This window comes from Bacteroides sp. GD17 (assembly GCF_038448625.1).
Lineage (GTDB): Bacteria > Bacteroidota > Bacteroidia > Bacteroidales > Bacteroidaceae > Bacteroides.
On sequence record NZ_JBCEZS010000001.1, the window covers coordinates 579082 to 604309 of the forward strand.

A 25228-nucleotide genomic window follows, 5' to 3' on the forward strand; every position below is an offset into this window, starting at 1 on the left:
ATACAAATTTTCAAATGGGACAATCGTTTTCGGATATATCGCTCTACCATGAGTACAGGGCGAAGAAAGATACGGACGGCTTGTTGTCGCCAAAAACATGGGACGACCTGAACCTGGATGATTTCTTTCTGTCAATAGATTGCACCTCCTCTTGTGTGGGACGCCAATATCTCTACAACCTGCTGCACTATGACCGGCTTTCCGAAGTCGCCGCTCACGAGGAGGCAATCGGCAAGCTCTCTGCAGATAAGGCATTGCGTGCAGCTATCCAGCGTGATCTGAAGAAACTGGATAAGTCGGATGCTTATACCATAACCTCTCTGTTTGCCACATCCCATCCGGTGTATTCCCGTCGTTATTATCGCTTGCTGTGTGTGTTGCAATTTGTTCCCTTTATTTTAGCGGGGGTGACCTATCTCACTTCCTCCCTCATCTGGCTGGGGGTGCTATGCATCGCCGTGCTGGTGAATCTGTTTCTTCACTATCGCAGCAAGGCGCGCATCCAGGGATATTTCTTTTCCATTCCCCAGTTGTGGCGATTGCTGAGGCAGGCGGAGAAGCTGGCGGACCGTCCGCTGTGTGCTTCGGTGCATAATGGCATCCGGGAGACTTTGCAAAGCCTGCACCCGCTGCTGAAGAAGCTGTCTTTTTTCCGTTTCAGTATCGGGCTGGAGAACGATACGATGATTATCGCTTACTACCTGACCGAGCTGATAAATATATTTTTCTTGCGGGAAGCCATTCCCGTCTCCAAAGCCTTTTTCTTACTACAGGGCAAACAGGGACAGATAGAAGAAGTGTTCCGTTTCTTCGGACTGGTGGACGTGCTTTGCTCTGTTTCCATGCTTCGGGACGGATTGCCGTACTATACTTTGCCCGAACCTTGTGCACCCGGTGAGACTTTCCATGCCGAAGGGCTTTATCATCCGCTTGTGGAAGATTGTGTCTCTAATGACATAACGCTTCATGGCAAATCAGTTCTTATTACCGGTTCCAATATGTCCGGCAAGACTACCTTCATCCGTTCTATAGGGCTTAATCTGCTTTCGGCACAAGTGCTTCACACTTGTTGTGCCCGCTGTTTCCGTCTTCCCGTAAATGCCCGTCTGTCTTCTGCCATTCATTTGGAAGACAGCTTGATGGAAGGGAAAAGTTTCTTTCTGGAAGAAGTGCAGACTATCAAAGAAATGCTGGAAGACAGTGAGAAGCACGGCCATTTCTTCCTGCTGGATGAGTTGTTCAAAGGTACTAATACGGTGGAGCGTATTGCCATTGCCAAGGCGGTACTTTCTGCTTTAGTCAGCCATGGCAATATTGTGTTTGTTTCTACCCACGACATTGAGTTGGCCTCCCTGCTCAGTGAAGAGTATGATTTGTATCACTTCTGCGAGAGTGTTGAAAATGATACTCTGTCCTTTGACTACAAGCTGAAACCCGGGCCGGTGACCGAGCGCAATGCAATCCGTATCATAGAGATGTGCGGCTATCCCGGCGAGGTGGTGCGGGAAGCATACCGGATAGCCGGAGAAGATGCATTATAGCCTCTTCTATCCCGCCTTCTTTTGGTCAAAAGCTCTTCTTTCTCTTACTTGAGCCTTGTTTCCTTCGTGTCTATAGGGAGGGAGAATGCAAGAAGCAGGTAAGAACCGGGTAAGACTCGGGTACGAAGGAGGTAGGAAGTGGGTGAAATTGTTCTGTTTCTCTGATTTTGTTGCTTCTGCTTTGGACGGGAGGTATATTTCATTCAGGGTCGCTCTCTAAAAGAGCGACCCTGTTTGTTTAGTGCACTGTTTTAGCTTCTAGTAATTGGCTGAAACAGCTTAATTTCAGTATCGGGCATACTCAATCAGTATTCTGATTTTTCTCCTAATAATTTCTTTATCCATTGATGCAGAATGTGGAAAGCTGGTTCTCCCATCGGCCCATGTCCGTGCCCGTCTATCTCGTATAAATAGGTCTTTGGGTGTCCTGTTAGTTTCATCATACGCCACAAGTAGGCATTCTCTTCATATCGTCCGAAAAGTTCCAATTCGCGGTCACCGGTGATAAGAATGAGGGGGGGAGCGTCTTTCCTAACATGAAAGAGGGGGGCATACTTGTCGATCGTAGGCTGCAGATTATCAATTCCATTCATTTGTCGGTAAGAAAAATGGCTGATAGCTTGTCCGCTGAAGGGAATCAGTCCGGCAATGGAATCGGCATCTATCCCTTGTTTGCCGAGCCAACTTTTATCTAATCCCAGCATAGCTGTCAGGTATCCACCTGCCGAATGCCCGGAAATGAAAATCTTACTTCGTGAACCACCGTATTTTTCTATCTCACGGAAAGTCCATGCTACAGCTGATGCTGCATCAGTCAGACATTTGTCTATTGTTACATTAGGTAACAAACGATAGTTGACGGCTACTACCACCATGCCTGCATTTCTCAGTTTTCCTGGGATGGATTTGCTTCCACTGGTCAACCCGCCACCGTGAAACCATATAACGGTGGGACAATCTTTTAAGTTTTCAGGATAGTAGATGTCTAATTTGCAGCGCTCTTGTGCATAAGTATCTTTTGAAGAGGAGTAGGGTATATCTTTTGTCTCCTTGTATGTGACTTTTTGAGCAGCAGCACCTATGACAGTTAGTAATAAAAATAATATTAAACAATATTTTCTCATGATAGTTTTATTTCTTAAGTGATAATCAATATCCATAATTATTTCCGCCTAACAATTTGTTTTCTGCCACTTCGGCGGCTGGAATGGCATAGAGCAGATTTTTCTTTGAACGAATGGTAGAACGGTTTGCATTGCCACAAACGATGGATTGGGTTTCGTTCATCACGTCTAAATATAACCCCCAACGCAACAAGTCAAATTTTCGATTGAATTCTTGGCAGAATTCCAGACCACGCTCTTTCAGAACCAGACTACGGGCTTCCACTTTGTCTGTCACTTTGCCGGAATACAGAGTTTCGGCTTTAGCGCGTTTCCTGATTACATCCACATCTTTCATTGCGGCCTGGATATTGCCAAGTTCCACCTCTGCTTCTGCACGAAGCAGATAAGCCTCTGCAAACCGAATCAGTATAACGTCTTGATCTTGTGCTGTTGCCTGCCGTGCTGAATAGAATGAAGGATTGGCAATATCACCATTATAATGTTTGGTAAGACATGCTACCCCATATTGGTAAGTACTGTTGAAATTGGGACAGAAAGCTTTCAGGTTTTCCGGAAGATTCTCTTCATTGTATACGTCGGAATTGGAAGGGAATGAAACCCACTTTTGGGTAGCACCGTAGGCAGTTTGATAATAATGCCATATTCCATGGACAATACGTTCGTCGACTGCATCGTATTGCTCATACAGGTTTGGAGCCATATATACCCATGCACCTGCGCCTCCGTAAGGGGCGGGATTGTGGTAATAGTGCAGATAGGAGTTGTGGAAATCGGTATCGCTGCCGTTGGCGGATGCACCCCATACGAACTCTTTGTTTCTGCGGTTGTTACTTCCCCAAAGGTTTAAATAGTCTGGAGCCAGGTCATAGTCTGTTCCCCGTCGGGCAATTACCATGTCGCATAATTCTTTGGCTCTGCTATAGCATTGCTCGGCATTGATATTCGCTGCACCATCTACAGCGACACAATTGAATTTCTTAGGTTCTCCTTTGATATCTACAATCATTTCTGCACCATTATTGGACAATGCAGCTGATCCCATTGTGCAGTAAACGCGTGCTAAAAGCAGGATTGCGGCAGTTTTATCAGCATGCCCCCATGCCCCGACATTACCTTCGGAGTTGAAGTACATATATTCGAGTGCAGTTTCCAGATCTTCTGTAACTTGCTTATAGACATCCTCTACAGAGGAGCGCGGACAGTTGAGTTCTGTTTCTGCTGTAAGTCTCAAGGGTACGGCTCCGTACATTCTTACCAAATGGAAATAAGCATATGCTCTGAGAAAAAGAGTTTCTCCATAAAGTTGCCGTACACTTGAATCTTCTGTGTAGGCATTGGTCTTTTCAAGTGATTCTTTTGCCTTGTTGGCCCGGTTTATCATTCGGTAAAATACACTCCACAAATCATTGTTAGTATTGTAAGCATAGTGCCCTGTCACGTCTCCACTACCGGCAGAGCTGAGTACCCAACCAGGTGCGGCACAGTGGTCATGGTCTTGATCCACCCATGCTTCATAGGTTTGTTCCATGCACCAATTATCCCAGAATATAGCATAGATTCCGGTTACTAATTGCTTTGCTCCCGCTTCGCTTTGAGCTAGCTGTTCAGAAGTGATGGAGTATGGATGTTCGTCTAAAGAGCAGCTTGCAGCAAGTGCTGCTGCAAGAGCTATCATGATTATTTGTATCTTTTTCATACCTTGAATTCTTTTTATTAGTTAGAAAACAATATTAAGGCCAAATGTAAAACTGCGTTGCTGAGGGTAGGCACCGGAGTCAATACCTCTTAACGAAGGTGTAGAACCGAAGGAGTTGACTTCCGGGTCATATCCTTTATACTTCGTAAAAGTTAGTAGGTTATTTCCTGTAGCGCTAAGCCGGACACTGTTGATGTGTGGTAATGGATTCTTGATGGTATAGCCGATAGACAAAGAACGCAGTTTCAGGTAAGAACCGTTGTCCAGATACAGTCTGGAGAATCGGACATCTCTTCCTGAATAGTAGAATATTTTAGGTGCCACTGCAGTTTGTGGATTGACGCTCCACGACTGGTCGTAGACATAATAGGGTATATTGCGTGTTTCGCCCAAATCATAAAAGCGAAGTGCATTCATATTGAAAATATCATTTCCTTGTACTCCTTGGAATAATACGCTAAAGTCGAAGTTCTTCCAGTTTAAATCAAGATTGAAGCCATAATAGAAGTCTGGGTTGGCGTCACCTATCCAGTCTTGATCTTTGTCGGTGATGAATCCGTCTCCGTCCATATCTTTGTACTTTATTTCTCCTATCCAATCACGGCGTATAATTTCTTCAACGGCTGCATCCGAGCCATCTGCTTTATAGTTGGGATATTGAGTCTTGAATTGATGACTGTTGATGACTTCTTCTTTCGATTGCCATATACCATTATGTACCCATCCGTAGAAGGCACCGATGGGATGACCGTCGGCAAGAGCATAAGGACGCATACTGTTATAAATGGAGTTGGGGAACATTGGGTCTTTCCCGAAATCGCAAATTTCGTTTTTATTGAACGAGATATTTCCACCGAATGACAGTGAGAAGTTCTTTCCCTGGATGGCATACACTTTCATATTGGCTTCAAAGCCTTTGTTGATAACCGCACCACTGTTGGAAAGTATCTGTTCAATGCCAGTACTGGGGGGTGTTTGTTTATATTGCAGCAGGTCTGTCGTTTTCTTGTGATAATAGTCAAGTTCTAAAGAAATTCGTTTGAAGAACATCAGTTCCAAACCAAAATCGTGCTGCCAGGTAGTTTCCCAAGTCAATTCTTTATTGCCAGGATTGTAAGTGTTTGTGGCATAACCATTCTCAATATTCGAACCGAAAGGATAGTTAGCAGCTGCCATGATGGCAAAAGTCTGATAAGAGCCAATGGCTTGGTTACCGGATGCTCCATAGCTATAGCGCAATTTTACGTTACTCAGCACACTGGATATTCCTTTCATGAAATTCTCTTCGGATAAACGATAGGAAAGGCCGATAGAGGGGAAAAAAGCAGCTCGCTTTCCTTTGGCAAATTTGCTCGACACATCATCACGCGCTGTGAAGGTGAGGTAATATTTGCCGGCATAGTTATAGGCGAAGCGTCCGATGAGGGAGAATAGCTGGGAGTCTCCTTTGCCGGAACTGACGGCAGCCATTGTACCTGCATCCTGCAATAGCCATCCTTGTGTGTCGTCTGTACCAAATCCCTGCACGGTGATTGTCTTATTATAATAACTTGCTTCTTCCCAAGATGTTCCTACCGTAGCACTGATATTATGTTTCCGGTTGAATGTTTTGTTATACATCAGCAAGTTATCAAACAGTAAAGAAGAACGCCAGTTGTCACCAGCATTTGATTTGCCACCGATGCCTTTTCCTTCAGCCAGATAACTAGGCCAATATTTGTTGGCATCGTTGCGAGTATAGTTATATCCTAGTACTGTCCTGAAAATCAGTCCGTCTGCGAGGGATATGTTCAGATAGTTCGAGGTTCTGAATGTCATGTTACGATTCTCATTCAGCGCGTTGATGTAACGGGTCGGTACAGCTACCATACTGTATTCGTTGTCCAAGTCTTCTTGGGTTTGCGAAGCGGGGTAGGTAATAGCCGAACGTACAACTCCTTCCGTTCCGTTATTTTTGTTGTTGGTTGCGGTTTTCAGTACATTTGAATTGGCAAAAGTTCCTGATACGGATGTCCCGAACTTCAGCCATGGCTTTACTTGCTTGTTTATATTGGCTTTCACAGTGTATCGGGAATAATCGGAGCCGTTTATAATACCATCCTGACTTAAGAACCCACCACTTACGGAATAGTCAAAGCCTTTTGATTGGCCGGAGATATTTAGATTCAAATCATGTGTTAATCCCGATCTGAGAATTTGATCTTGCCAGTAATAAGGGTTGTTGTCAAAATCATCCGGCCCTTTCAAATAAGTTCCTTCGCTGTTTGTCATTCCGGGAAAAGGCAGGTTGACTTGTTCCCATTCAAAGTTGGAAACTTCTTGAGTGTTGATGTATGAAAGATTCCTGTATTCGGCATAGTCTTTAGCGCCCAATACTTTTATTTTCTTGGTAGCGTGGCTGCTTGTCAGCTTGTAGGATAATGTGACTTGATCTTTTACATCTATTCCACTACCGTTTTTCGTAGTAATCAGCACTACACCATTGGCTCCACGCGAGCCATAAATGGCTGTTGCCGAGGCATCTTTTAGGATCTCAATGGAAGCAATGTCATTGGGATTCAATGAAGAAAGTGCATTGCTGTAGTTCGGTGCACTTGAATCAAAATTGATGGTATCGTCATTACTATCGGATACAGGTACTCCGTCAATTACATACAGAGGCTCTGTAGAACCTTGAAAGGAGTTGGTTCCGCGAATTTGGATACTGATGCCACCACCCGGAGCGCCGTCATTGGATATTACATTTACACCGGTCAAGCGTCCTTGCAAGCCTTTTTCCAGGCTTACAGGCGAATTCTTTAACAGTTCCTCGCTCTTTACTTGTACCACAGAACCGGTAAGGTCGCTCTTCTTCACAAAACCGTAACCTATTACCACAACTTCGTCCAATGTCTTACTGTCTTCTTGGAGTACTATTTTCATACCATCTGTTGCTTTAACCTGTTGTTGCAGGTATCCGATAAAAGAGATGGTAAGTGAAGCCCCTACCGGACAATCCAGTGTAAAATGCCCATCAATATCTGTTATTGCACCATTTGTTGTACCTTTTTGCAATACATTGGCACCAATTACCGGCTCTCCATTTTGATCGACTACTGTACCGGAAATTTTCCGGCTCTGTTGTGCGGTTTCCACGCTAATCGGAGTTACAGCCATGGTTTGAAGCGAAGCTCCTCCCAATAGAAAGGTACTGCAAATCCCGATCATAAAGATCTTTTTCATGCTATTAGTCATAAAGTTTAACATTATTTGAATACAAAAGTTTTTTCTTTGGCCCGACAAGGCGGTTGGTACGGCCGGCCTTTTGTACCTACCTCTTGTCGGGCTCTAAGAAAAATACAAGTTTGGCGTTATGCCTTTCGATCGACAAAAGTAGGGAAAAGCCTTTTTGGAAGTATCCTTCATTGATTACGAGACTATCCGTTTTGTGTATTTACCCAAATGGGGAGTGTTTTTACCCAAATGGAGAATCTTTGTACTCTCTTTATTGATGGAGAATACCTATCTTTGTCATCAAAATCATACCTTATAATCGTAAAATGAAAAACCTTCTGATGCTTTTGTATTGTTTGATGGCTTATTGTGCACAAATTGATGCACGATTAGTCTTTCGTACATTTGATGTCAAATCCGGTATATCCGATAATTATGTGTTATCCATTTTGCGCGATCAATACGGATTTATGTGGTTTGGTACAATCAATGGTCTAAACCGTTATGACGGCTATCAATGTAAACGGTACACTACTACTCAATTGGGAACCTACAATAACTGTATCAATTCTGTAGCGGAAGACGCTTCCGGCTGCATCTGGATTAAAACTCCCGGACTCTATCTATGTTATAATCGTGAACTTGACGAAATAGACAAGGATATATATGGGCGGCTATCCAGATTAGGGATAGAAGCAACACACATTGAGATGCTGAATGTCGATTGTGAGCAGAATCTTTGGTGTGTGGCCAATGGCAGGCTGTATTATTATACGTTTAAGGATGGAGGACTGCGCCAATTACTTTTGCCGGACAAGAAGTTACTACATGTTGTTTCCAGGCAGCGGCGTTCATTCTTGTTATTTGCTGATGGAGAAATAGCGCAAATTAATTGGGAGACAGGGCAGCTGCAAAACGTGCTTCAATTGACACTTCCTTCATCCGGAGAGCATTGTATGTATATGGATACGCAATATCGATTATGGATTTATACTATTTATTCATCTTATGTACAGTGCTATGACACCAGCCGACAGACTTTTGTTGAGCTTTCAGAAAAGGACATTTTGAAAGCGGATTTTGTGAAAACGATAGTAGATGACGGTGATGGTAATATTTGGATGGGAACTAACAGTCAAGGCATTTATATATTTGCAAAAGATAAAAACAGTTTTGTACAAATAGACCAGAATGTTGATAATCCGTTTTCATTATCCAGTAATCATATTAATTGTCTATATAAAGATAATCAGGAGATAATGTGGGTCGGAACGACGAAGCAGGGTGTGTCCTTCACGTGTCTGAACAACACTTTTTTTGAAGTATATCGGGCTCCGGAATTGGAGGACATCAGCTGTTTTCAAGAAGATAATGACGGCTATTTATGGCTGGGATTTGATGGTAAAGGACTTGCTCGTTATGACAGCGAACGGGGAACATATAAATTCTTTAATACTGGCAATTGTAATATACCTTCCAATCTGATTATAAGTTCGTATGTAGATACTAATGGGAAATTATGGTTTGGCAGCTATGGTAATGGTATATTTTATAAAGAAGGAGAAACATTCCATCCTCTTAATCGGTTTGTAGAAGGAGAAGGGAAGGAGAATCCTATAAAGTATGTACGCCATTTTGTTGAGGATAAATATGGAAATCTATGGATAGGTACATTTTTGCATGGGTTGTACTGCTTAAATGATCGTGGAGAATTTACCAGCTACACCATGAAGAACTCATGTTTGCGTACTAATAGTATTACCGACTTAGTCTATTCTGATGATTTTTCTACGTTATATGTCGGTACCAGTACAGGCTTATATATGGTTGATGTACAAACCAAACAACCCACATTTGTGAATTGCCGTAATGAGGAAAATCGTCTTCTGGATAAGATTCATGTTAATTGCTTGTATCGTGATAGTCGGGGATTGTTGTGGATTGGTACCCAAACTGGCATCAGAGTCTATGATGAAAGAAAGGGGACACTTATGCATCTTTCGGCTGACGACGGCTTGTCCCATCCTTATGTCCGTGGTATAGCAGAGGATCATGATAAGAATATATGGATCACCACTGATTATGGCATCACTCATATTATCGTGATAGACAATCCAGCTGAGCAAGACCTTCAATATTGTTGTTACCCCTATTTTGAGGAAGATGGCATTGGGAATATTCATTTCTGTAACTATTCTATTTATTGTAATAGTAAAGGTGAAATATTGATGGGTGGTACGGGAAAATATTTGAAGATTAGTCCTATTCGGAATAAATATCATATAAGCAGCCATAAAGTTATTTTCACCGGACTTTATTTGGCCAATCAACGCATTGATGTGGGAGCAGCCACGCACGATGGCAGGATATTGCTACAGAAGAACATTCAATTGTTAGATGAAATAACCGTGAACTATTCAGACAATAATTTTGCTTTGGAAATCTCTGCAATGGATTATGGCATCCAGCATAAACTCCAGTTCGCCTATAGATTAGGTGCAGGCGAAGAGTGGATAAAACTGGAAGGAAATAAAATTTATTTCAATAAGCTTTCTCCGGGTACTTATCCATTGCAAGTCAGAGTGAATGAAGTGCATGGAACCAATAGTCCTGTTTCCAATTTGACTATTCGGGTACGTCCGCCTTTTTGGCTCTCTGTTCCTGCTTACATAATCTATGACTTTTTAGTATTAGTCATCGGATTTTTTGTGCTTAGACGTATACGTACGAAACATAGGCGGATATTGGCACAGCAGAAACGGGAATTGGAAATCAGACAACAACTTGAAATGGATGAGGCGAAAATGCGATTCTTTACTAATGTGAGTCATGATCTTCGTACTCCCTTATCACTCATCATTACTCCTTTGGAAAAGTTACTGCATTCGGAGAAAGGCAAAATAATCAAAGATGATTTGCTTCTGATGCATCGCAATGCTACGACTTTAGTCAATGAAGTAAATCAATTACTGGATTTCCGTAAGCTTGATCAACAGAAAGTACAGCTATCTTTATCTTATGGCGATTTGACCGATTTCATAGCAGAAACATGTGTTCCTTTTGAATCTTTGTCACAAAAGCATGGGATAGCTTTACAGGTCCACATCAACACCTCTAAAATAGAAATGGATTTCGATCGTAATAAGGTACAACGGATTGTATTCAATCTACTATCCAATGCTATTAAGTATAATCATGAGAATGGTAGCGTGACAGTTTCTGTGGATAAGATACAGACTGATAGCGGGGAATGTGTACGAATAGAGGTTGCTGATAGTGGTATCGGCGTCAAGGATGAAAATAAAGAGAAAATATTTGACCGTTTCTTTCAAGAACAGCATGTGACTACTCCCTATATGGGAAGTGGTATCGGTTTACATATCGTTAAAGAATATGTAACTCTCCACGGTGGAGAAATTACGGTGACAGATAATAAACCACAGGGCTCTGTATTTACTGTTATTCTCCCGATAATTCAGTCGGCTGAATCAGTGGAAGTAGAGGGTGACACAGCGGAAATAGTGACAGATACTGTTTCGAAAATAGTTTCTAAACAGTCGGAGGTGTCGTTGCTGATTGTAGAAGACAATGATGATTTCCGTTCTTTTCTTATGAACTGTCTGAAAGAGCACTATCAAGTATTCGAAGCTTCTAACGGAAAAAATGCCCTCTCAGTTCTCGCCCATCGTTCTGTTTCTATCGTTATTAGTGATGTGATGATGCCTGTTATGGATGGAATGGAGTTGTGTCGTAAAATCAAGACCGATATACGCTATTCACATATTCCGGTTATTTTGCTTACTGCCCGCACAGCCGAGGAAAATATTCTCGGTGGTTTGAAGGAAGGAGCGGATGAGTATATTACGAAACCTTTCAATCTTGAAATACTGCTGTTGCGCATCCATAAACTACTGGAATGGGCACGGCGTAATCACGAGATGTTCAACACGGTTGATATTTCTCCTTCAGAGATAACAATCAGTACATTGGATGAACAATTGATAGAGAAGTCCATTCGGATTGTAGAAGATAATATGGATAATTCAGATTTTTCTGTCGAAGAGTTCAGTGCGGCAGTAGGTATGAGTCGTAGCGGGTTGTACAAGAAGATGATACAGATAACCGGGAAGTCTCCGCTGGAGTTTATCCGGATTCTGCGTTTGAAGCGAGGGAAGAAACTCTTGGAAAGTAGCCAACTGGGCGTTTCGCAGATAGCCTATCAAGTAGGAATATCACCGAAACAATTTGCCAAGTTCTTTAAAGAAGAATTTGGTTACTTGCCTTCGGAATATAAGAAAGATTCTATTCGTAATAAAACGGAACAATAAGTTTAAGGAGGTTGATAAATAGGTGTAGGATAAGATAAATTAATACCCTCCGTGTCCTACTTATGATATAAATGCCTATCTTTGTGGCGCTTTTTAACTGAAAAAAAGAATCAAATTAATTAAGATACAACAAGAAATGGCACAAGAAGACGTTTTTAAGAAACTCGTATCACACTGCAAGGAATATGGATTTGTATTCCCTTCCAGCGACATTTACGACGGACTGGGAGCCGTATACGACTACGGTCAGATGGGTGTGGAATTGAAAAACAACATCAAACAATACTGGTGGCAGAGCATGGTGCTGCTGCACGAAAACATTGTAGGCATTGATTCAGCCATCTTTATGCACCCCACCATCTGGAAGGCCAGCGGACACGTGGATGCTTTCAATGACCCTTTGATTGACAACCGCGATTCCAAAAAACGTTATCGTGCCGATGTATTGATAGAAGACCAACTCGCCAAGTACGACGATAAGATAAATAAGGAAGTAGCCAAAGCTGCCAAACGTTTCGGCGAGGCTTTTGACGAAGCACAGTTCCGCAGCACCAACGGACGCGTACTGGAACACCAGGCAAAGCGCGATGCACTGCACGAACGTTTTGCAAAGGCACTGAATGATAATAATCTCGACGAACTCCGTCAGATTATCGTCGACGAAGAAATCGTTTGTCCCATCAGCGGAACAAAGAACTGGACGGAAGTACGTCAGTTCAACCTGATGTTCTCTACCGAGATGGGTTCTACTTCGGACGGTGCAATGAAGATATATTTGCGTCCGGAGACGGCACAGGGTATCTTCGTTAACTACCTGAATGTACAGAAGACCGGCCGTATGAAGATTCCTTTCGGTATTGCACAGATTGGTAAGGCTTTCCGTAATGAGATTGTGGCGCGCCAGTTCATTTTCCGTATGCGCGAGTTCGAACAGATGGAAATGCAGTTCTTCGTAAAACCGGGAACAGAACTCGACTGGTTCAAGACATGGAAGGAAACCCGCCTGAAATGGCACAAAGCACTGGGATTCGGTGACGACCATTACCGTTTCCACGACCATGATAAGCTGGCTCACTATGCCAATGCTGCTACCGACATTGAATTCCTGATGCCCTTCGGCTTCAAGGAAGTGGAAGGTATCCATAGCCGTACGAACTTCGACTTGTCTCAGCACGAGAAGTTCTCGGGCAAGAACATCAAGTACTTCGACCCTGAAACGAACGAAAGCTATACTCCGTATGTCATCGAGACAAGTATCGGTGTAGACCGTATGTTCCTCAGCATCATGTCCGCTTCGTACTGCGAAGAGCAGCTGGAGAGCGGAGAAAGCCGTGTTGTCCTGAAGTTGCCTGCTGCGCTGGCTCCGGTAAAGCTGGCCGTTATGCCGCTGGTAAAGAAGGACAGTCTGCCCGAGAAGGCTCGCGAGATCATCGACGATCTGAAGTTCCACTTCCATTGCCAGTATGATGAGAAAGACTCTATCGGCAAGCGTTACCGCCGTCAGGATGCCATCGGTACTCCGTATTGCGTAACTGTAGACCATCAGACGCTGGAAGATAACTGCGTGACGCTGCGTAATCGTGATACGATGCAGCAGGAACGCGTTGCTATCTCTGAATTGAATAACATCATTGCAGACCGTGTAAGCATCACGTCGGTGCTGAAGACGCTGCAATAACATAAATAATAGAACTGAATGAAAAGACCATCCCTTTTGTTTTTGCCTTTCTTGCTGTTTCTGGCAGGAGTCTTCGTCTCTTGCGAGGAAACTGAAGAAGTAGGGAAGTATGATAACTGGAGAGAACGTAACGAGGCTTTTGCAGACTCGATAAAGACGTTGACCGGTGACAACTATGTGGCTACAATGGAAGCTGCTGATAGAATGGAACTCGGAAAATTGTATGCCATACAGACTACTGCCGGAACTAATACCGGTGAGCAATATGTCTATTGCAAGAAGCTCGTGAAGAATGAAACGGGAGAGCGTCCGTTATATTCGGGTTATCATTCTACTGTCAGTGCCTATTATTATGGTACTTTGATTACCGGTGATAAGTTTGACGGAAACTTTGAGGGGTATGGTTCGCTTGATCGTAACATTCCTATTCCGCCGCAGAAGAAAGAAACAGAGTTCGATTCTCCAACTACTTTTACGGTAACCGGTGTTGTTCCGGGATGGACGTGGGCTTTGCAATATATGCGTACCGGTGAACGCTGGATGCTTTATATACCTTGGCAGTCCGGATATGGCGCTGCCGGTAAAGATGCGATACTTGGATATACTGCATTGACGTTTGATTTGATGCTGGATAGTATTGTTGAATAAGCGATTGTATAAAAGATAAAGAAAAGGGTGGTGAAGATTTGTTCTTCACCACCCTTTTGTCATTTTATGACGGATATATCAGATTTAGATTTTCTTCTTCAGTTCCTTTACCCAAATTTTGTATCCTTCCTCATTCAGGTGCAGGCCGTCTCCCGTCAGTTCGCTGCGCAGCACATTGGTGCCTTTCTCCGTGAAGTGGGGAAAGAGGTTGATGTACGTGATGCCGTGTTCTTTCGCTAATGCTTCCAGCTGGGCATTGATTTCGGGAATCATATCTGTTTTTCCGGCCAGTTTCTTGTAGCGGTTGAAGCTCTCGTTGAAGGGGAGCAGGCTTTGCAGGTAGAGCTTTGTATCGGGAGACTCGCGCTGGATGCGCTCTACGGTCATGCGAATCATGCCGACGATGCTGTCTGCCGTCAGGTCGTGGGAGAGGTCGTTGACGCCGATAAGAAGGAAGAGCTTCGCCGGATGTCCGGGAAGTATCTGGTGCAGGCGGTCGTAGATGCCCATTACTTCGTCGCCGATGATGCCGCGGTTGCGGATGTTCTTTTTGCCGAGGCGCGCAGACCAGTCGCCGCCACCTTCTGTCAGGCTGTTGCCCAACATTACAATATCTTTGGAAGTGATGGCGGGCTCGTCCATGAATTGCAGGAAGCGCTTGTAGTAGTGATCGGTGTAGGCGCGGGGAGTGGGATAGATGGAGGCGGCTACAGCGTTGGCTACGAGAGAGCGCAGGCGGACGGTGCTGTGCCCGTCTTCGGGGTGCACGGCATTGATGAGGAAGATGACGGAAGTGTCGTTATCAGGGTCGATGACGATGGAAGTACCTGTATAGCCGGTGTGGCTGTAGGTATTCGGACTGAAGAAGTCGCCGTTGTTCGAAGCGTATGCGGTGAAGTTATCCCAGCCAAGGGTGCGGCCCAAGGTGGCGGTGGCGCGGGGAACGGTGCGCATGGCTTTCACACCGAGGGGGCTGAGGATGCGGCGGCCGTTCCATTCGCCTCCGTTCTGCAGGGCGGCGCAGAGTACGGCGATGTCTTCTGCACAGGAGAATACGCCGGCGTTACCGCTGATACCTCCATTCATGATGCGGGCGAGCGGGTCGTGCACTTGTCCGCAAAGCACTTGTCCGTTGGGTTGCTTCTCGGTGGGGGCGATGAGGCTGTGCCAGTCGCCTTCGGTGAGGCCGGCCCAGTGGGCGTCTGCGGTGTTTATCCATTGGCCGTCTTTATCGCGCTGGCAGGGCAGGTAGTCGGTATGGTCCATGCCGAGGACGTCGAAAATGTTTTCACGGGCAAAGTCACGCAAGGACTGTCCGCTGACGGTTTCGATGATGTGCTGCAGGGTGATGAAGTTGAGGCAGCTGTATTGGAAATCGGTCTGCGGCTTGAAGTCGCGGCGGCAGGTGGCGATGTATTCCATCAGGCCGTCGGGGTTGGGGGAGCCGTATTGCTTTTCCAATTCGGCGGTGGGGCCGTAGGGGGGCAGGCCGGAGGTGTGGGTCATCAAGTCGGCGATGCGGATGGTCTTCTTGTCTTTGCCGTCTTCGCTTTCCCAGCTCTTGAAGTTGGGGATGTAGAGGCTGACGGGGTCGAGCATGCGGATTTTACCGCGTTCGGCCAGTATCATGGTGCAGATGGCGGTGGACATGGATTTGCTGCAGGAGGCCATGTCGAAGATGGTGCTGACGGTCATTGGTTCCGTATTGGGGTAGATGCGCTTGTTGCCGTAGGCTTTCAGATAGGCGAGTTTGCCGTGGCGCACTACGGCGAGCACGGCGCCGGGAATGTCTTTATGGGCGATAGCTGTTTCGATGGCTTCGTCGGCATACATCAGTTTGCGGGAGTCCATTCCCACTTGTTCGGGGGCTACGCGCTGCAGGGGTTGCGCGGAGGCAAGTTGCACGCCCAAAAGGAGAAAAAGGAAGAGGTGTAGTGTTTTCATATGGGATTGTTTTTAAAAGTATCTTCTATAAATGAGAATTTACCAGCGTAGTGCTGGAACAAGGTTTTCATTCGGATTACTTGCTCAGCAAAGCCTGAAAGGCTTCCAGCTATCAGCCCAGGGCAACGCCCTGGGTAATAATGCACTCCTATCTCTGCGCCCTGAAAGGGCAAAAGCCCGTTATATAATCTTATGCCCTTTCAGGGCGTAAAGTGAAGGGGCGTTCTTAAACCCAGGGCGTTGCCCTGGGCTAATAGATAAAAGCCTTTCAGGCTTGCTGCGCTGATGCTTTGCTGCGCTAAATTATCATTTTTCCGGCTTAGCCCTATAAGCATCCACCGCCTTTTTTACCGAACCGTGCATCAGCAGCAGTGCTTTTGCCTTACCGTAATCCAGTCCGAGCTCTTCGACCAGCATGCGTGTGCCACGGTCCACCAGCTTCTTGTTGCTGAGCTGCATGTTCACCATTTTATTGCCTTTCACGCGTCCCAGCTGTATCATGACGGAGGTGGTAATCATGTTCAGAATCATTTTTTGCCCTGTGCCCGACTTCATTCGTGAGCTGCCGGTGACGTATTCCGGGCCTACAATCATTTCGATGGGCACATCGGCTTCCGCAGCCATCGGAGAGTCCGGGTTGCTGGTGATGCAGCCGGTCAGGATGCCGTGTTCGCGGGCTTCGTGCATGGCACCGATGACGTATGGCGTGGTGCCGGAAGCTGCAATGCCGATGACAGTGTCCTTATCCGTGATGTTCCGTTCCATCAGTTCTTCCCAACCGCGTTGTGTGTCGTCTTCTGCATTCTCCACCGGATTGCGCAGGGCAGTATCGCCTCCGGCTATCAGGCCGATAATCAGCGTGGGCGGCATGCCGAACGTGGGCGGTATCTCCGAGGCATCGAGCACGCCGAGGCGTCCGCTGGTGCCGGCACCCATGTAGAAGATGCGTCCTCCCTGCTTCATGCGGGGTACGATTTGAGTTACCAACTTCTCGATTTGCGGAATTGCTTCCTTTACCGCCAGCGCCACTTTCTGGTCTTCGGTGTTGATGTCTTCCAGTATTTCGCGGACAGACTTCTTTTCCAGGTCGTTGTAGAGCGAAGGTTGCTCTGAGATTTTAATGAATGCCATGATGATGATTTATAATTTATGAATTATGATTTATACGTTGACGGGGACGTTTTGGCTATGATACTTAATCAAGCCTTCCATCGGACTTTTAAGTATCGTGCCCAACTGAATACCCATTTCCTGTGCTGCTTCTGCCAGAACCTCCTCGTAGTGGAAGGCTACGGAGCCGATGAAGTGCACCTTGCTGTGCCGGTAATCGTACTGCATGACGTTGCGTTTGAGGAACGCCTTGAAGCTGTTGAGCACCAATGTGCGCACACAAGGCTCGTGCAGGTTCTGTGCCAGGAAGGGAGACAGACTTGCCAGGAAGCGGTTGGGGAACGGCTTGCGATAGACACGGTCGATGATGTCGGCAGAGGTCAGGTTGAACTGAGTGAGGAACTTCTCTTTCAGTTCGGGTGTCATCTGGTTCTTCAGGATGTCGCCCACCAGCAGCTTGCCCAGACAGGCGCCGCTACCCTCGTCGCCCAGGATGAAGCCCAGGGGCGAGATGTTGCTGACAATATCTTTGCCGTCATAGTAGCACGAGTTGGAGCCGGTACCCATGATGCAGGCAATGCCGGGGGCATGTCCGCAAAGTCCGCGTGCGGCAGCCAGCATGTCGGTGTTGACTTCTACTTCGTCTTTCACCTTGAGGTGGCGGGTGATGGCACGGTGCACCATGGCTATCTTGTCGGGAAAACCGCATCCCGCACCATAAAAGTGCACCTCGTCCAGCTCGTCCGTCTTCAACTGTGGCAATAGTGCTGTCGCTATTTCATTGCTGATTTCTTCTTCCGACTGAAAGAAAGGGTTTGTGCCTTTCGTAAATATCTGTTGGAGGAGTACTCCATTCTCTACAATACACCAATCGGTTTTTGTAGAGCCACTGTCTGCTATTAGAATCATATATTATTTAGTGATTAGTTATCATTATATCTTGATATATATTTTCCGTTTATATAGTTGGTAGCCGATGCACCAGTTGATGGCTATGAACAGCAGGGCGTATGCCAGCGAACCGCCGGTTTCGCCGAAGACCGGCATCAGAAGTATCTTATACAGGAATCCGTGTATACTGATGCTGCCATCGGCCCACGGGAAGCTGATTGTTCCGAACAGGATGCCGAGCACGCCGCCCAGTACATACATGAACAGCGGATTTACCCCGAATGCTTCGAAGAACATGCTCCACTTCTTGTAGCCTTTCACATCGATAATCCAAATGAGCAAGGCGAGGAAGCTGGATGCCAGTCCGCAAGTCGTCAGTACGAAGGTGGGAGACCATATCTTCTTGTTGATGGGGCATCCGTAGCTCAGCAGGAAGCCTGCGAAGGTGAGGATGACACCTACCAGGAACAGCGTGATGAGCTGGGAGTTGAGGAAGCTGGCACGGTCTTCCGACTTGTTGCCGTCCAGCATCAGTCGGCCTACACAGAAGCCCAGCAGTACGTGCGCAATGGCAGGAATGGTGCTCAGCAGTCCTTCGGGATCGATGCCGTTATCCTTGTACATGTGTGCAGGGGTCAGGACGGCGCGGTCTACGATGGAGAGGATGTTCGTTTCGTTGTAGGCAAAACCGTTGCCACACATCAGCAGGACGAAGTAGCCTATCAGCAGGGTGGCAATGAGGTAGGGGATATGCTTATGCTTCATGGTCAGCGCAATGATGGAGGTGGCTCCGTAGCACAGTGCCAGGCGCTGCATGACGCCCAGGATGCGCATGCGGTCGAAGGTCCAGACAGATGCCCACAGGTTCTCGCCGAAGCTGAGGCCTTCGTGGGAACTCGCCCAATAGCTGCAGAAGCGCGAGAACCAGCCAATGGCAAGTCCGATGAGGAAGATGACGATGGTACGTCTCAGTATCTTCATAGCGGCTGCATGGCTGAATTCGAAGTTGTATTTCTTCAGGGAGATGTACGTAGAGATACCCATGATGAACATGAAGAATGGGAACACGAGGTCGGTAGGGGTCAGACCGTTCCACTCGGCGTGGCGGAGGGGGGCGTAAATATGTGCCCAGGTTCCGGGGTTGTTTACCATAATCATACCGGCGATGGTGACACCGCGGAGGATGTCGAGTGCCAGGATGCGTTTATTCATTTTAGTACTGTTCATGGTGATATGTGTGTTAAGTTATTCATTATCCATTGCCTTCGTGCATTCGTCTACCAGGTAGGCGATGGACACGTAGGGGATGCCGGAGTTGGTGGCCAGTCCTATCTCACAGGTACGGCTGTTGCTGTAGCCGATGCTGACTCCCGCTGCCTTTATCTGTGGGCGGAGCTTGCGCAGGGTGTAAGCGTTCAGCTCGGGATAAGTGAAGCCGCGGTCACCGGCAAAGCCGCAGCAGCCTACTTCTTCGGGCACGATGACGTTGTTGGAGCAGAGGCGGGCCAGGGAGACAAGTATGTCTGCCAGACCCATGCGACGCATGGAGCAGGTGATGTGCAGGGCTACGGGGCGGTCGGTGGGGGTGAAGACCAGCCGGTCGCGTAGGAAGGTGTAGATGAACTCGGCAGGTTCGTAGAGTTTCATCTTCTTGATGCACTGGCGCATGCGATGTAGGCAGGGGCTTTGGTCGCAGAGGACGGGGTATCGGCCCTGTTCGCTGGCTTCCCAAAGGGCGGCTTCCAGTTCGGCGGTCTTGCGGTCGGCAATGTCCAGCATGCCTTTGCTTTCCCAGATGGTGCCGCAGCAAAGCTTGTCCATGTCTTTGGGGAAGATGACTTCGTAGCCGGCTTTTTGCAGCAGGGAAATCATCTTGTTTACTAAGGGTTGCTCAACGGGGGACTTTTTGGGCAGGCCCATGGTCTGGTTGATGCAGCTGGGGAAGTAAACGACTTTGGAGCTACGAGCTACAAGTGCTGCGCTATCATGCTGCACAGTACTTGTAGCTTGTAGCTCGTCATTCCGTAACTTATAACTTTTCGGCATGGCAGGCGTCCACAACGGGATGCCGAGTGCATTGTGCATGCCTTTGGTGATGCTGCTCATGGTCTTGGTGCCCAGAACGGAGTGCCCGAAGTTGGCTAAACTCAGTACGGGGCGCAGGGCGCTCTTAATGCCGGCGAAGTGATTGGCGGCAAAGTCACCTACTTTATATCCGAAGCTGCCCGGAGGTAATAACTCTTGGCGGATGATATGGGTGAGGTCGCCGGTATTGATGCCCATCGGGCAGGACATGGAGCAAAGGCCGTCTCCGGCACAAGTCTGATTGCCGGGGTAACGGTATTGCTTTTGCAGCAGAGCAAGACGTTCAGGCTCTTTGCCACTTTGCTTCAGACGGGATATTTCACGCTGCACCACGATGCGTTGGCGCGATGAGAGCGTAAATCCGCAGGAGAGACAGTTCACTTCGCAGAAGCCGCATTCGATGCACTTGTTAGCTACGAGTGACGAGCTATGAGCCACGAGTGCTGCGCCGTCATGCTGCATAGTACTTGTAGCTTGTAGCTTGTCACTTGTCACTTCCAACAGCGGCAGCGGTTTGAAGTTCTTAATATGGCATTGCGGGTCGTCGTTGAAGATGACGCCGGGGTTCAGCAATCCTTTCGGGTCGAAGAGGGCTTTGATGGCTTTCATCTTTTCGTAAGCGGCATCACCCCATTCGTAGCGGACGAAGGGAGCCATGTTGCGACCGGTGCCGTGTTCGGCTTTCAGTGAACCGTCGTACTTATCTACAACCAGGGTCTTGATGTCGTTCATCAGGTCTTCGTAGCGTTTCACCTCGGCTTGGGTGCTGAAGGACTGGTTGATGATGAAATGATAATTCCCTTCGAGTGCATGGCCGTAGATGCAGGCATCGTCGTAGCCGTGGCGGGCAATGAGTTGTTGCAACTCTGCAGTAGCTTCGGGCAGGTTTTCGATGTGGAAGGCGATGTCTTCGATGAGGCACGTGGTGCCCGGTCGGCGCGTGCCGCCTACGGAGGGGAAGATACCGGAACGGATGGCCCAGTATTTGGAATATTCCTCCGGCCGGTCGGTGAAGCGCACGGGGATGTACGTTTCGAATGCCTTTAGGCAGGCTTCGATGGCGGCGATGTGTTGCTGTAACTCTTCCGGGGTACGGGCTTGGGTTTCGGTCAGTACGGCGGTGAGTCCGGAGGCATCGCTTACCTCCTGCTTATACCTTATATATATAGGATCGTCGACGGAGGAGAGACTCTTGTAGTCCAGCATCTCGGCGGCACTCACCAACAATTGTCCATTGTCCATTGCTTTCATCGCTACCACCGCGCGGCTTGCGTCCTGGATGCTCTTGAAGTAGAGCATGGCACTTGCCTTGCAGGGATAGTCGTACTCTGTCTTCATGGTGACTTGCGAGAGGAAAGCGAGTGTGCCTTCGGAGCCTACCATGGAGTGGGCGATAATCTCGAACGGGTCGTCGAAGCGGACGAAGGGCAGCAGGTTGAGTCCCGTTACGTTCTTGATGGAATATTTATAGCGGATGCGTTCCGAGAGTTCCCGGTCGGCACGGATTTCGTCGCGCAGTTCGCAGATGCGGCGGATGAAGTCGCGGTGGGTCACTTCAAAAGAAGCGCGGCTGATGGGGTCGCCGGTATCCAGTACGGTACCGTCAGCCAGGACGATGCGGGCGGAGAGGAGCACTTTGTCACTGTTGGCATGCGTGCCGCAGTTCATGCCGGAGGCGTTGTTCATGACGATGCCGCCCACCATAGCACTTTTCACCGAGGCGGGGTCCGGTGCAAACTTGCGGCCGTAGGGGGCCAGCAGTTCATTGACGCGCTGGCCGATGATGCCCGGTTGGAGGGTGATTTGTTCGTGGTCGGGCGAGATACTGTACTTCTCCCAGTGCTTTCCGGCTACGATGAGGATGGAGTCGCTAATGGCTTGTCCGGACAGACTGGTGCCTGCCGCGCGGAAGGTGACGGGCAGCCCGTGACGGTCGGCAAGTTTCAACAGCTGTGATACTTCTTCTTCGTCCTTTGCGCGGACTACAATCTGAGGTATCAGGCGGTAGAAACCGGCATCCGTACCCCAGGCCAGCCGGCGAAGTTCGTCGGTGTAAATCCTTTCCTGCGGAATGAATCGGCCTGCTTCCTGCAGGAAAGCCATGTAGTTACTCTTTTCCATATCGTTTATTCTCATTACTCTTTATCTTGCTGCCAATGAGATGCTTATCTCGCTCGCAGTAACACCTCGGTCTCCCCTGCAGTGACACTACTGGTCTCCCTTATGGTGAGACTACTGGTCTCTCCTATGGTGACACTACTAGTCTCCCTTATGATGACACTACTGGTCTCTATCATGGTGAGACTAGTAGTCTCACTAACACCTCCTCCGATGTGAGGAATCACCTCCCGCTTTTATCTGTATAGTCGATACTTCCCGGACAGCTTGCGGAAGTCTTCAGCATCCTTATACCAATAGTCGCGTACGTCTTCCCAGCGGTTCCGCTTCGCGAAGCGTTCGCGTATCTGCTTTGAGCCGCATACCTTGTCGAACATATTAAAACGTCCCTTGTCGGCATGGTCGAATACAGCACGGTCGGGATAGAGGGCGGCCACTTCCTGCATCACCAGGAATTGCAGGTCGCTCAACGGCGCCTTGCCGAAATCCATGATGTGCACTTGTACGCCTTGCAACAGTTCGCCCTTGCCTACGCTGTAGAACGGCTTCAGATACATCGGCCGGAAGACTACGCCCGGTACACCCAGGCGGTTCAGGTTCCCGGCAAGCTTCTCGGCTTCTACCCAAGGGGCGGCAAACATCTGGAAGGGAATGGTATAGCCCACACCGATGGACATGTAACCCAATTCGCCCAGGATGCCGCTGACAGGATAGAAGAATGCCGAATGCGGGTGTGGAATGTGCGGAGACGAGGGTACCCATTGCAGTCCGGTCTGTGTGTAGTCCATCTTGCGTTTCCAGCCTTTCATCTTCACTACGTGCAGGTTACATTGTTCTCCGCCCGCCAACATCTTCTCGCCGTTCAGCATCAATGCCAGCTCACCGCAAGTGAGCCCGTAAAGGTACGGAATTTTAAACTGGCTGACAAAAGAAATGCAATCATCTTCCGTCAGGTTACCTTCAATCTTCAGTCCGCCTACGGGGTTGGGGCGGTCCAGTACGATGAATTCTTTACCGTTTTCGGCAGCAGCCTCCATGGCCAGGCCCATCGTGCTGATATAAGTAAAGGAGCGGCAACCGATGTCCTGAATGTCATACACCAATACGTCCACATCCCGGAGCATGTCCGGAGTAGCCTTGCGGGTCTTTCCGTATAGCGAATAGACGGGCAGTCCGGTAGTTGCGTCTTTGATGTCCGTCACGTGGTCGCCTGCATGCACATCACCGCGTACCCCGTGCTCGGGTCCATAAAGGGCTACCAGATTTACATTCGGCGCTTCGTGCAGAATGTCGATGGTAGACCTCATCGTATTATCCACTCCTGTAGGATTGGTTATCAACCCCACACGCTTCCCTTCCAGGCATCGGAAGTTCTGATCTTTCAGTACCTCAATCCCGGTCTTTATCCTTATCTTCTGTGCGTTCATCGCTCCGCAAAGTGCGAAGAGTACGCAAAGCATAAATATCTTCTTCATAACAAGTCTTTTATCACATTATCACTCTATCACCTTATCACTCTTTTCACTTTTTCCCATATTCCGGGTCTATCTTCCTGTCTGCAAAGACGGTGACTACCACTGTAGCAATGCAGCATGCTATCACCATCCAGAAGAAGTTGACATAACCGATTGCTTCCTGAATATACCCTGCAAACATGCCCGGAATCATCATGCTCAGTGCCATGAATGCGGTGCAGATGGCATAATGGGATGTCTTGAACTCACCTTCGGAGAAGTACATCATGTAGAGCATGTAGGCTGTGAAGCCGAAGCCATAGCCAAACTGTTCGATAGCGATGGCTGTAGAGATGGCAAACAGGTTCTCGGGTTGCCCGATGGCCAGGTAAACAAACGTCAGGCAAGGCAGAGTCATACATGCCGCCATCCACCAGATAGACTTTTTCAATCCGATGCGCGATGCAAACAGTCCTCCGAGGATACCGCCTGCAGTGAGGAATATCACTCCGATAGTGCCATATACGATGCCCACTTCGGCAGTGGAAAGTCCCAAGCCTCCTGCTTCTTTACTTGCCACCAGGAAGGGCATACACATCTTGATGAGGAATGCCTCGGGCAGGCGATAGAGCAGCATGAATACGATGGCCAGCCACACTCCGGGCTTGGTGAAGTAAGTCGCAAAGGTGCGTCCGAACTCGATGAAGATGTCCTTTGCACTGCTTGCACCCGGTGTCAGGACAGATTTGTCGTCGGCCGGCCGGGGTATTGCAAAGAGATGATAGAAGGTTACCAGGCTGAACATGACGGCGGTAACCAGCATCGTAATGGTCCATGATAGCGGAATGTTATCGTACCGCAACTCGATGGCACCTGCAATGGCTACGAGTACTCCCTGTCCGAAGATGGACGCCAGGCGGTAGAAGGTGCTGCGGATGCCGACAAATGCCGCCTGGTCGCTTTGCTTCAGCGCCAGCATATAGAAGCCGTCGGCGGCAATGTCGTGTGTGGCCGAAGCAAACGCCGTGATGATGAACAGAATCAGCGTGATGGTGAACATGCTGATAGGGGTCTGTCCGGCAGCTATAACTGCCTCATCGGGGCGTGGAATGGACAGCGTCAGCAGGATGAATGCTATTGACATCAGGATCTGCATAGAGACGGTCCACCATCTTTTGGTCTTGATGATGTCGACGAAGGGGCTCCAGAAGGGCTTGATAGTCCAGGGAAGATACAGAAGGCTGGTAAACAATGCCATCTCTCCATTGGGAACGCCCATCTTGGTGAACATCATTACCGAGATGTTGTTGACAATAAAGTATGGAATGCCTTGTGCAAAGTATAAAGTGGGAACCCATGCCCATGGCGACACTCTTTTTAAGCTGTTCATGATAT

Annotated in this window: 14 protein-coding genes; 4 read left to right on the plus strand and 10 right to left on the minus strand. The window is 47.8% G+C overall.

Annotation, left to right across the window (positions count from 1 at the left end; translation table 11 throughout):
• The first annotated feature begins 14 nt into the window (after positions 1–14).
• Positions 15–1541, plus strand: coding sequence for a MutS-related protein (locus AAE250_RS01965; RefSeq protein WP_294596883.1), 1527 nt, complete (start codon positions 15–17; stop codon positions 1539–1541).
• A gap of 305 nt (positions 1542–1846) precedes the next feature.
• On the opposite strand, the gene AAE250_RS01970 is transcribed toward AAE250_RS01965, so the two are convergent.
• From AAE250_RS01970 to AAE250_RS01980, 3 genes are read right to left on the minus strand one after another with little or no spacing between them, the layout of a single operon-like run.
• Complete coding sequence (locus AAE250_RS01970; RefSeq protein ID WP_294596881.1) at positions 1847–2665, minus strand: alpha/beta hydrolase; 819 nt, start codon at positions 2663–2665, stop codon at positions 1847–1849.
• A gap of 25 nt (positions 2666–2690) precedes the next feature.
• Positions 2691–4364, minus strand: coding sequence for a RagB/SusD family nutrient uptake outer membrane protein (locus AAE250_RS01975; RefSeq protein ID WP_294596878.1), 1674 nt, complete (start codon positions 4362–4364; stop codon positions 2691–2693).
• A 21-nt stretch (positions 4365–4385) separates the two neighbouring features.
• A complete protein-coding gene (locus AAE250_RS01980; protein ID WP_294596875.1) occupies positions 4386–7586 on the minus strand; it encodes a SusC/RagA family TonB-linked outer membrane protein in 3201 nt (1066 codons plus the stop codon).
• Positions 7587–7903: 317 nt separating this feature from the next.
• Between AAE250_RS01980 and AAE250_RS01985 the strand changes: the two genes are divergently transcribed.
• The 3 genes from AAE250_RS01985 to AAE250_RS01995 all read left to right on the plus strand — a co-directional run bounded on the left by AAE250_RS01985 (position 7904) and on the right by AAE250_RS01995 (position 14231).
• Positions 7904–11905, plus strand: coding sequence for a two-component regulator propeller domain-containing protein (locus tag AAE250_RS01985; RefSeq protein ID WP_294596872.1), 4002 nt, complete (start codon positions 7904–7906; stop codon positions 11903–11905).
• Positions 11906–12041: 136 nt separating this feature from the next.
• Positions 12042–13583 carry a glycine--tRNA ligase gene (locus AAE250_RS01990; RefSeq protein ID WP_294596869.1) on the plus strand — a complete coding sequence of 514 codons (1542 nt, stop codon included), beginning with the start codon at positions 12042–12044 and terminating at the stop codon, positions 13581–13583.
• Positions 13584–13601: 18 nt separating this feature from the next.
• On the plus strand, positions 13602–14231 hold the full coding sequence (locus tag AAE250_RS01995; protein WP_294596867.1) for an FKBP-type peptidyl-prolyl cis-trans isomerase: 630 nt from the start codon (positions 13602–13604) through the stop codon (positions 14229–14231).
• 84 nt (positions 14232–14315) lie between these two features.
• Here the strand turns inward: AAE250_RS01995 and AAE250_RS02000 are convergent, their stop codons facing one another.
• The 7 genes from AAE250_RS02000 to AAE250_RS02030 form a co-directional block, all read right to left on the minus strand.
• Positions 14316–16175 (minus strand): serine hydrolase, encoded by a 1860-nt coding sequence (locus tag AAE250_RS02000; RefSeq protein WP_294596864.1) that lies wholly within the window; start codon positions 16173–16175, stop codon positions 14316–14318.
• 306 nt (positions 16176–16481) lie between these two features.
• Positions 16482–17306, minus strand: coding sequence for an N-acetylmuramic acid 6-phosphate etherase (murQ, locus tag AAE250_RS02005; protein ID WP_294596862.1), 825 nt, complete (start codon positions 17304–17306; stop codon positions 16482–16484).
• Positions 17307–17336: 30 nt separating this feature from the next.
• A complete protein-coding gene (locus AAE250_RS02010) occupies positions 17337–18194 on the minus strand; it encodes an ATPase (protein ID WP_294596859.1) in 858 nt (285 codons plus the stop codon).
• Positions 18195–18218: 24 nt separating this feature from the next.
• Positions 18219–19403: an acyltransferase family protein gene (locus tag AAE250_RS02015; protein WP_294596856.1), complete on the minus strand. Its 1185-nt coding sequence runs from the start codon at positions 19401–19403 to the stop codon at positions 18219–18221.
• A gap of 18 nt (positions 19404–19421) precedes the next feature.
• The gene (locus AAE250_RS02020; RefSeq protein WP_294596852.1) at positions 19422–22382 is read right to left on the minus strand and encodes an FAD-binding and (Fe-S)-binding domain-containing protein; all 2961 of its coding nucleotides are present in this window, start codon (positions 22380–22382) and stop codon (positions 19422–19424) included.
• Between the two features lie 233 nt (positions 22383–22615).
• Positions 22616–23854, minus strand: a complete 1239-nt coding sequence (locus AAE250_RS02025) for an exo-beta-N-acetylmuramidase NamZ family protein (RefSeq protein WP_294596849.1) — start codon at positions 23852–23854, stop codon at positions 22616–22618.
• A gap of 46 nt (positions 23855–23900) precedes the next feature.
• Positions 23901–25223: an MFS transporter gene (locus AAE250_RS02030; protein ID WP_294596846.1), complete on the minus strand. Its 1323-nt coding sequence runs from the start codon at positions 25221–25223 to the stop codon at positions 23901–23903.
• Positions 25224–25228 lie beyond the last annotated feature (5 nt).

Excerpts from the sequence above, each read along its gene's own strand:
- AAE250_RS01975 (WP_294596878.1), bottom strand. The coding sequence starts at position 4,364 with ATGAAAAAGATACAAATAATCATGATAGCTCTTGCAGCAGCACTTGCT.
- AAE250_RS01990 (WP_294596869.1), top strand. The coding sequence starts at position 12,042 with ATGGCACAAGAAGACGTTTTTAAGAAACTCGTATCACACTGCAAGGAA.
- AAE250_RS01965 (WP_294596883.1), top strand. The coding sequence starts at position 15 with ATGGGACAATCGTTTTCGGATATATCGCTCTACCATGAGTACAGGGCG.
- AAE250_RS02030 (WP_294596846.1), bottom strand. The coding sequence starts at position 25,223 with ATGAACAGCTTAAAAAGAGTGTCGCCATGGGCATGGGTTCCCACTTTA.
- AAE250_RS01995 (WP_294596867.1), top strand. The coding sequence starts at position 13,602 with ATGAAAAGACCATCCCTTTTGTTTTTGCCTTTCTTGCTGTTTCTGGCA.
- AAE250_RS01980 (WP_294596875.1), bottom strand. The coding sequence starts at position 7,586 with ATGAAAAAGATCTTTATGATCGGGATTTGCAGTACCTTTCTATTGGGA.
- AAE250_RS02010 (WP_294596859.1), bottom strand. The coding sequence starts at position 18,194 with ATGATTCTAATAGCAGACAGTGGCTCTACAAAAACCGATTGGTGTATT.
- AAE250_RS01985 (WP_294596872.1), top strand. The coding sequence starts at position 7,904 with ATGAAAAACCTTCTGATGCTTTTGTATTGTTTGATGGCTTATTGTGCA.
- AAE250_RS02025 (WP_294596849.1), bottom strand. The coding sequence starts at position 23,854 with ATGAAGAAGATATTTATGCTTTGCGTACTCTTCGCACTTTGCGGAGCG.
- AAE250_RS02020 (WP_294596852.1), bottom strand. The coding sequence starts at position 22,382 with ATGGAAAAGAGTAACTACATGGCTTTCCTGCAGGAAGCAGGCCGATTC.
- AAE250_RS01970 (WP_294596881.1), bottom strand. The coding sequence starts at position 2,665 with ATGAGAAAATATTGTTTAATATTATTTTTATTACTAACTGTCATAGGT.
- AAE250_RS02000 (WP_294596864.1), bottom strand. The coding sequence starts at position 16,175 with ATGAAAACACTACACCTCTTCCTTTTTCTCCTTTTGGGCGTGCAACTT.
- AAE250_RS02015 (WP_294596856.1), bottom strand. The coding sequence starts at position 19,403 with ATGAACAGTACTAAAATGAATAAACGCATCCTGGCACTCGACATCCTC.
- murQ (WP_294596862.1), bottom strand. The coding sequence starts at position 17,306 with ATGGCATTCATTAAAATCTCAGAGCAACCTTCGCTCTACAACGACCTG.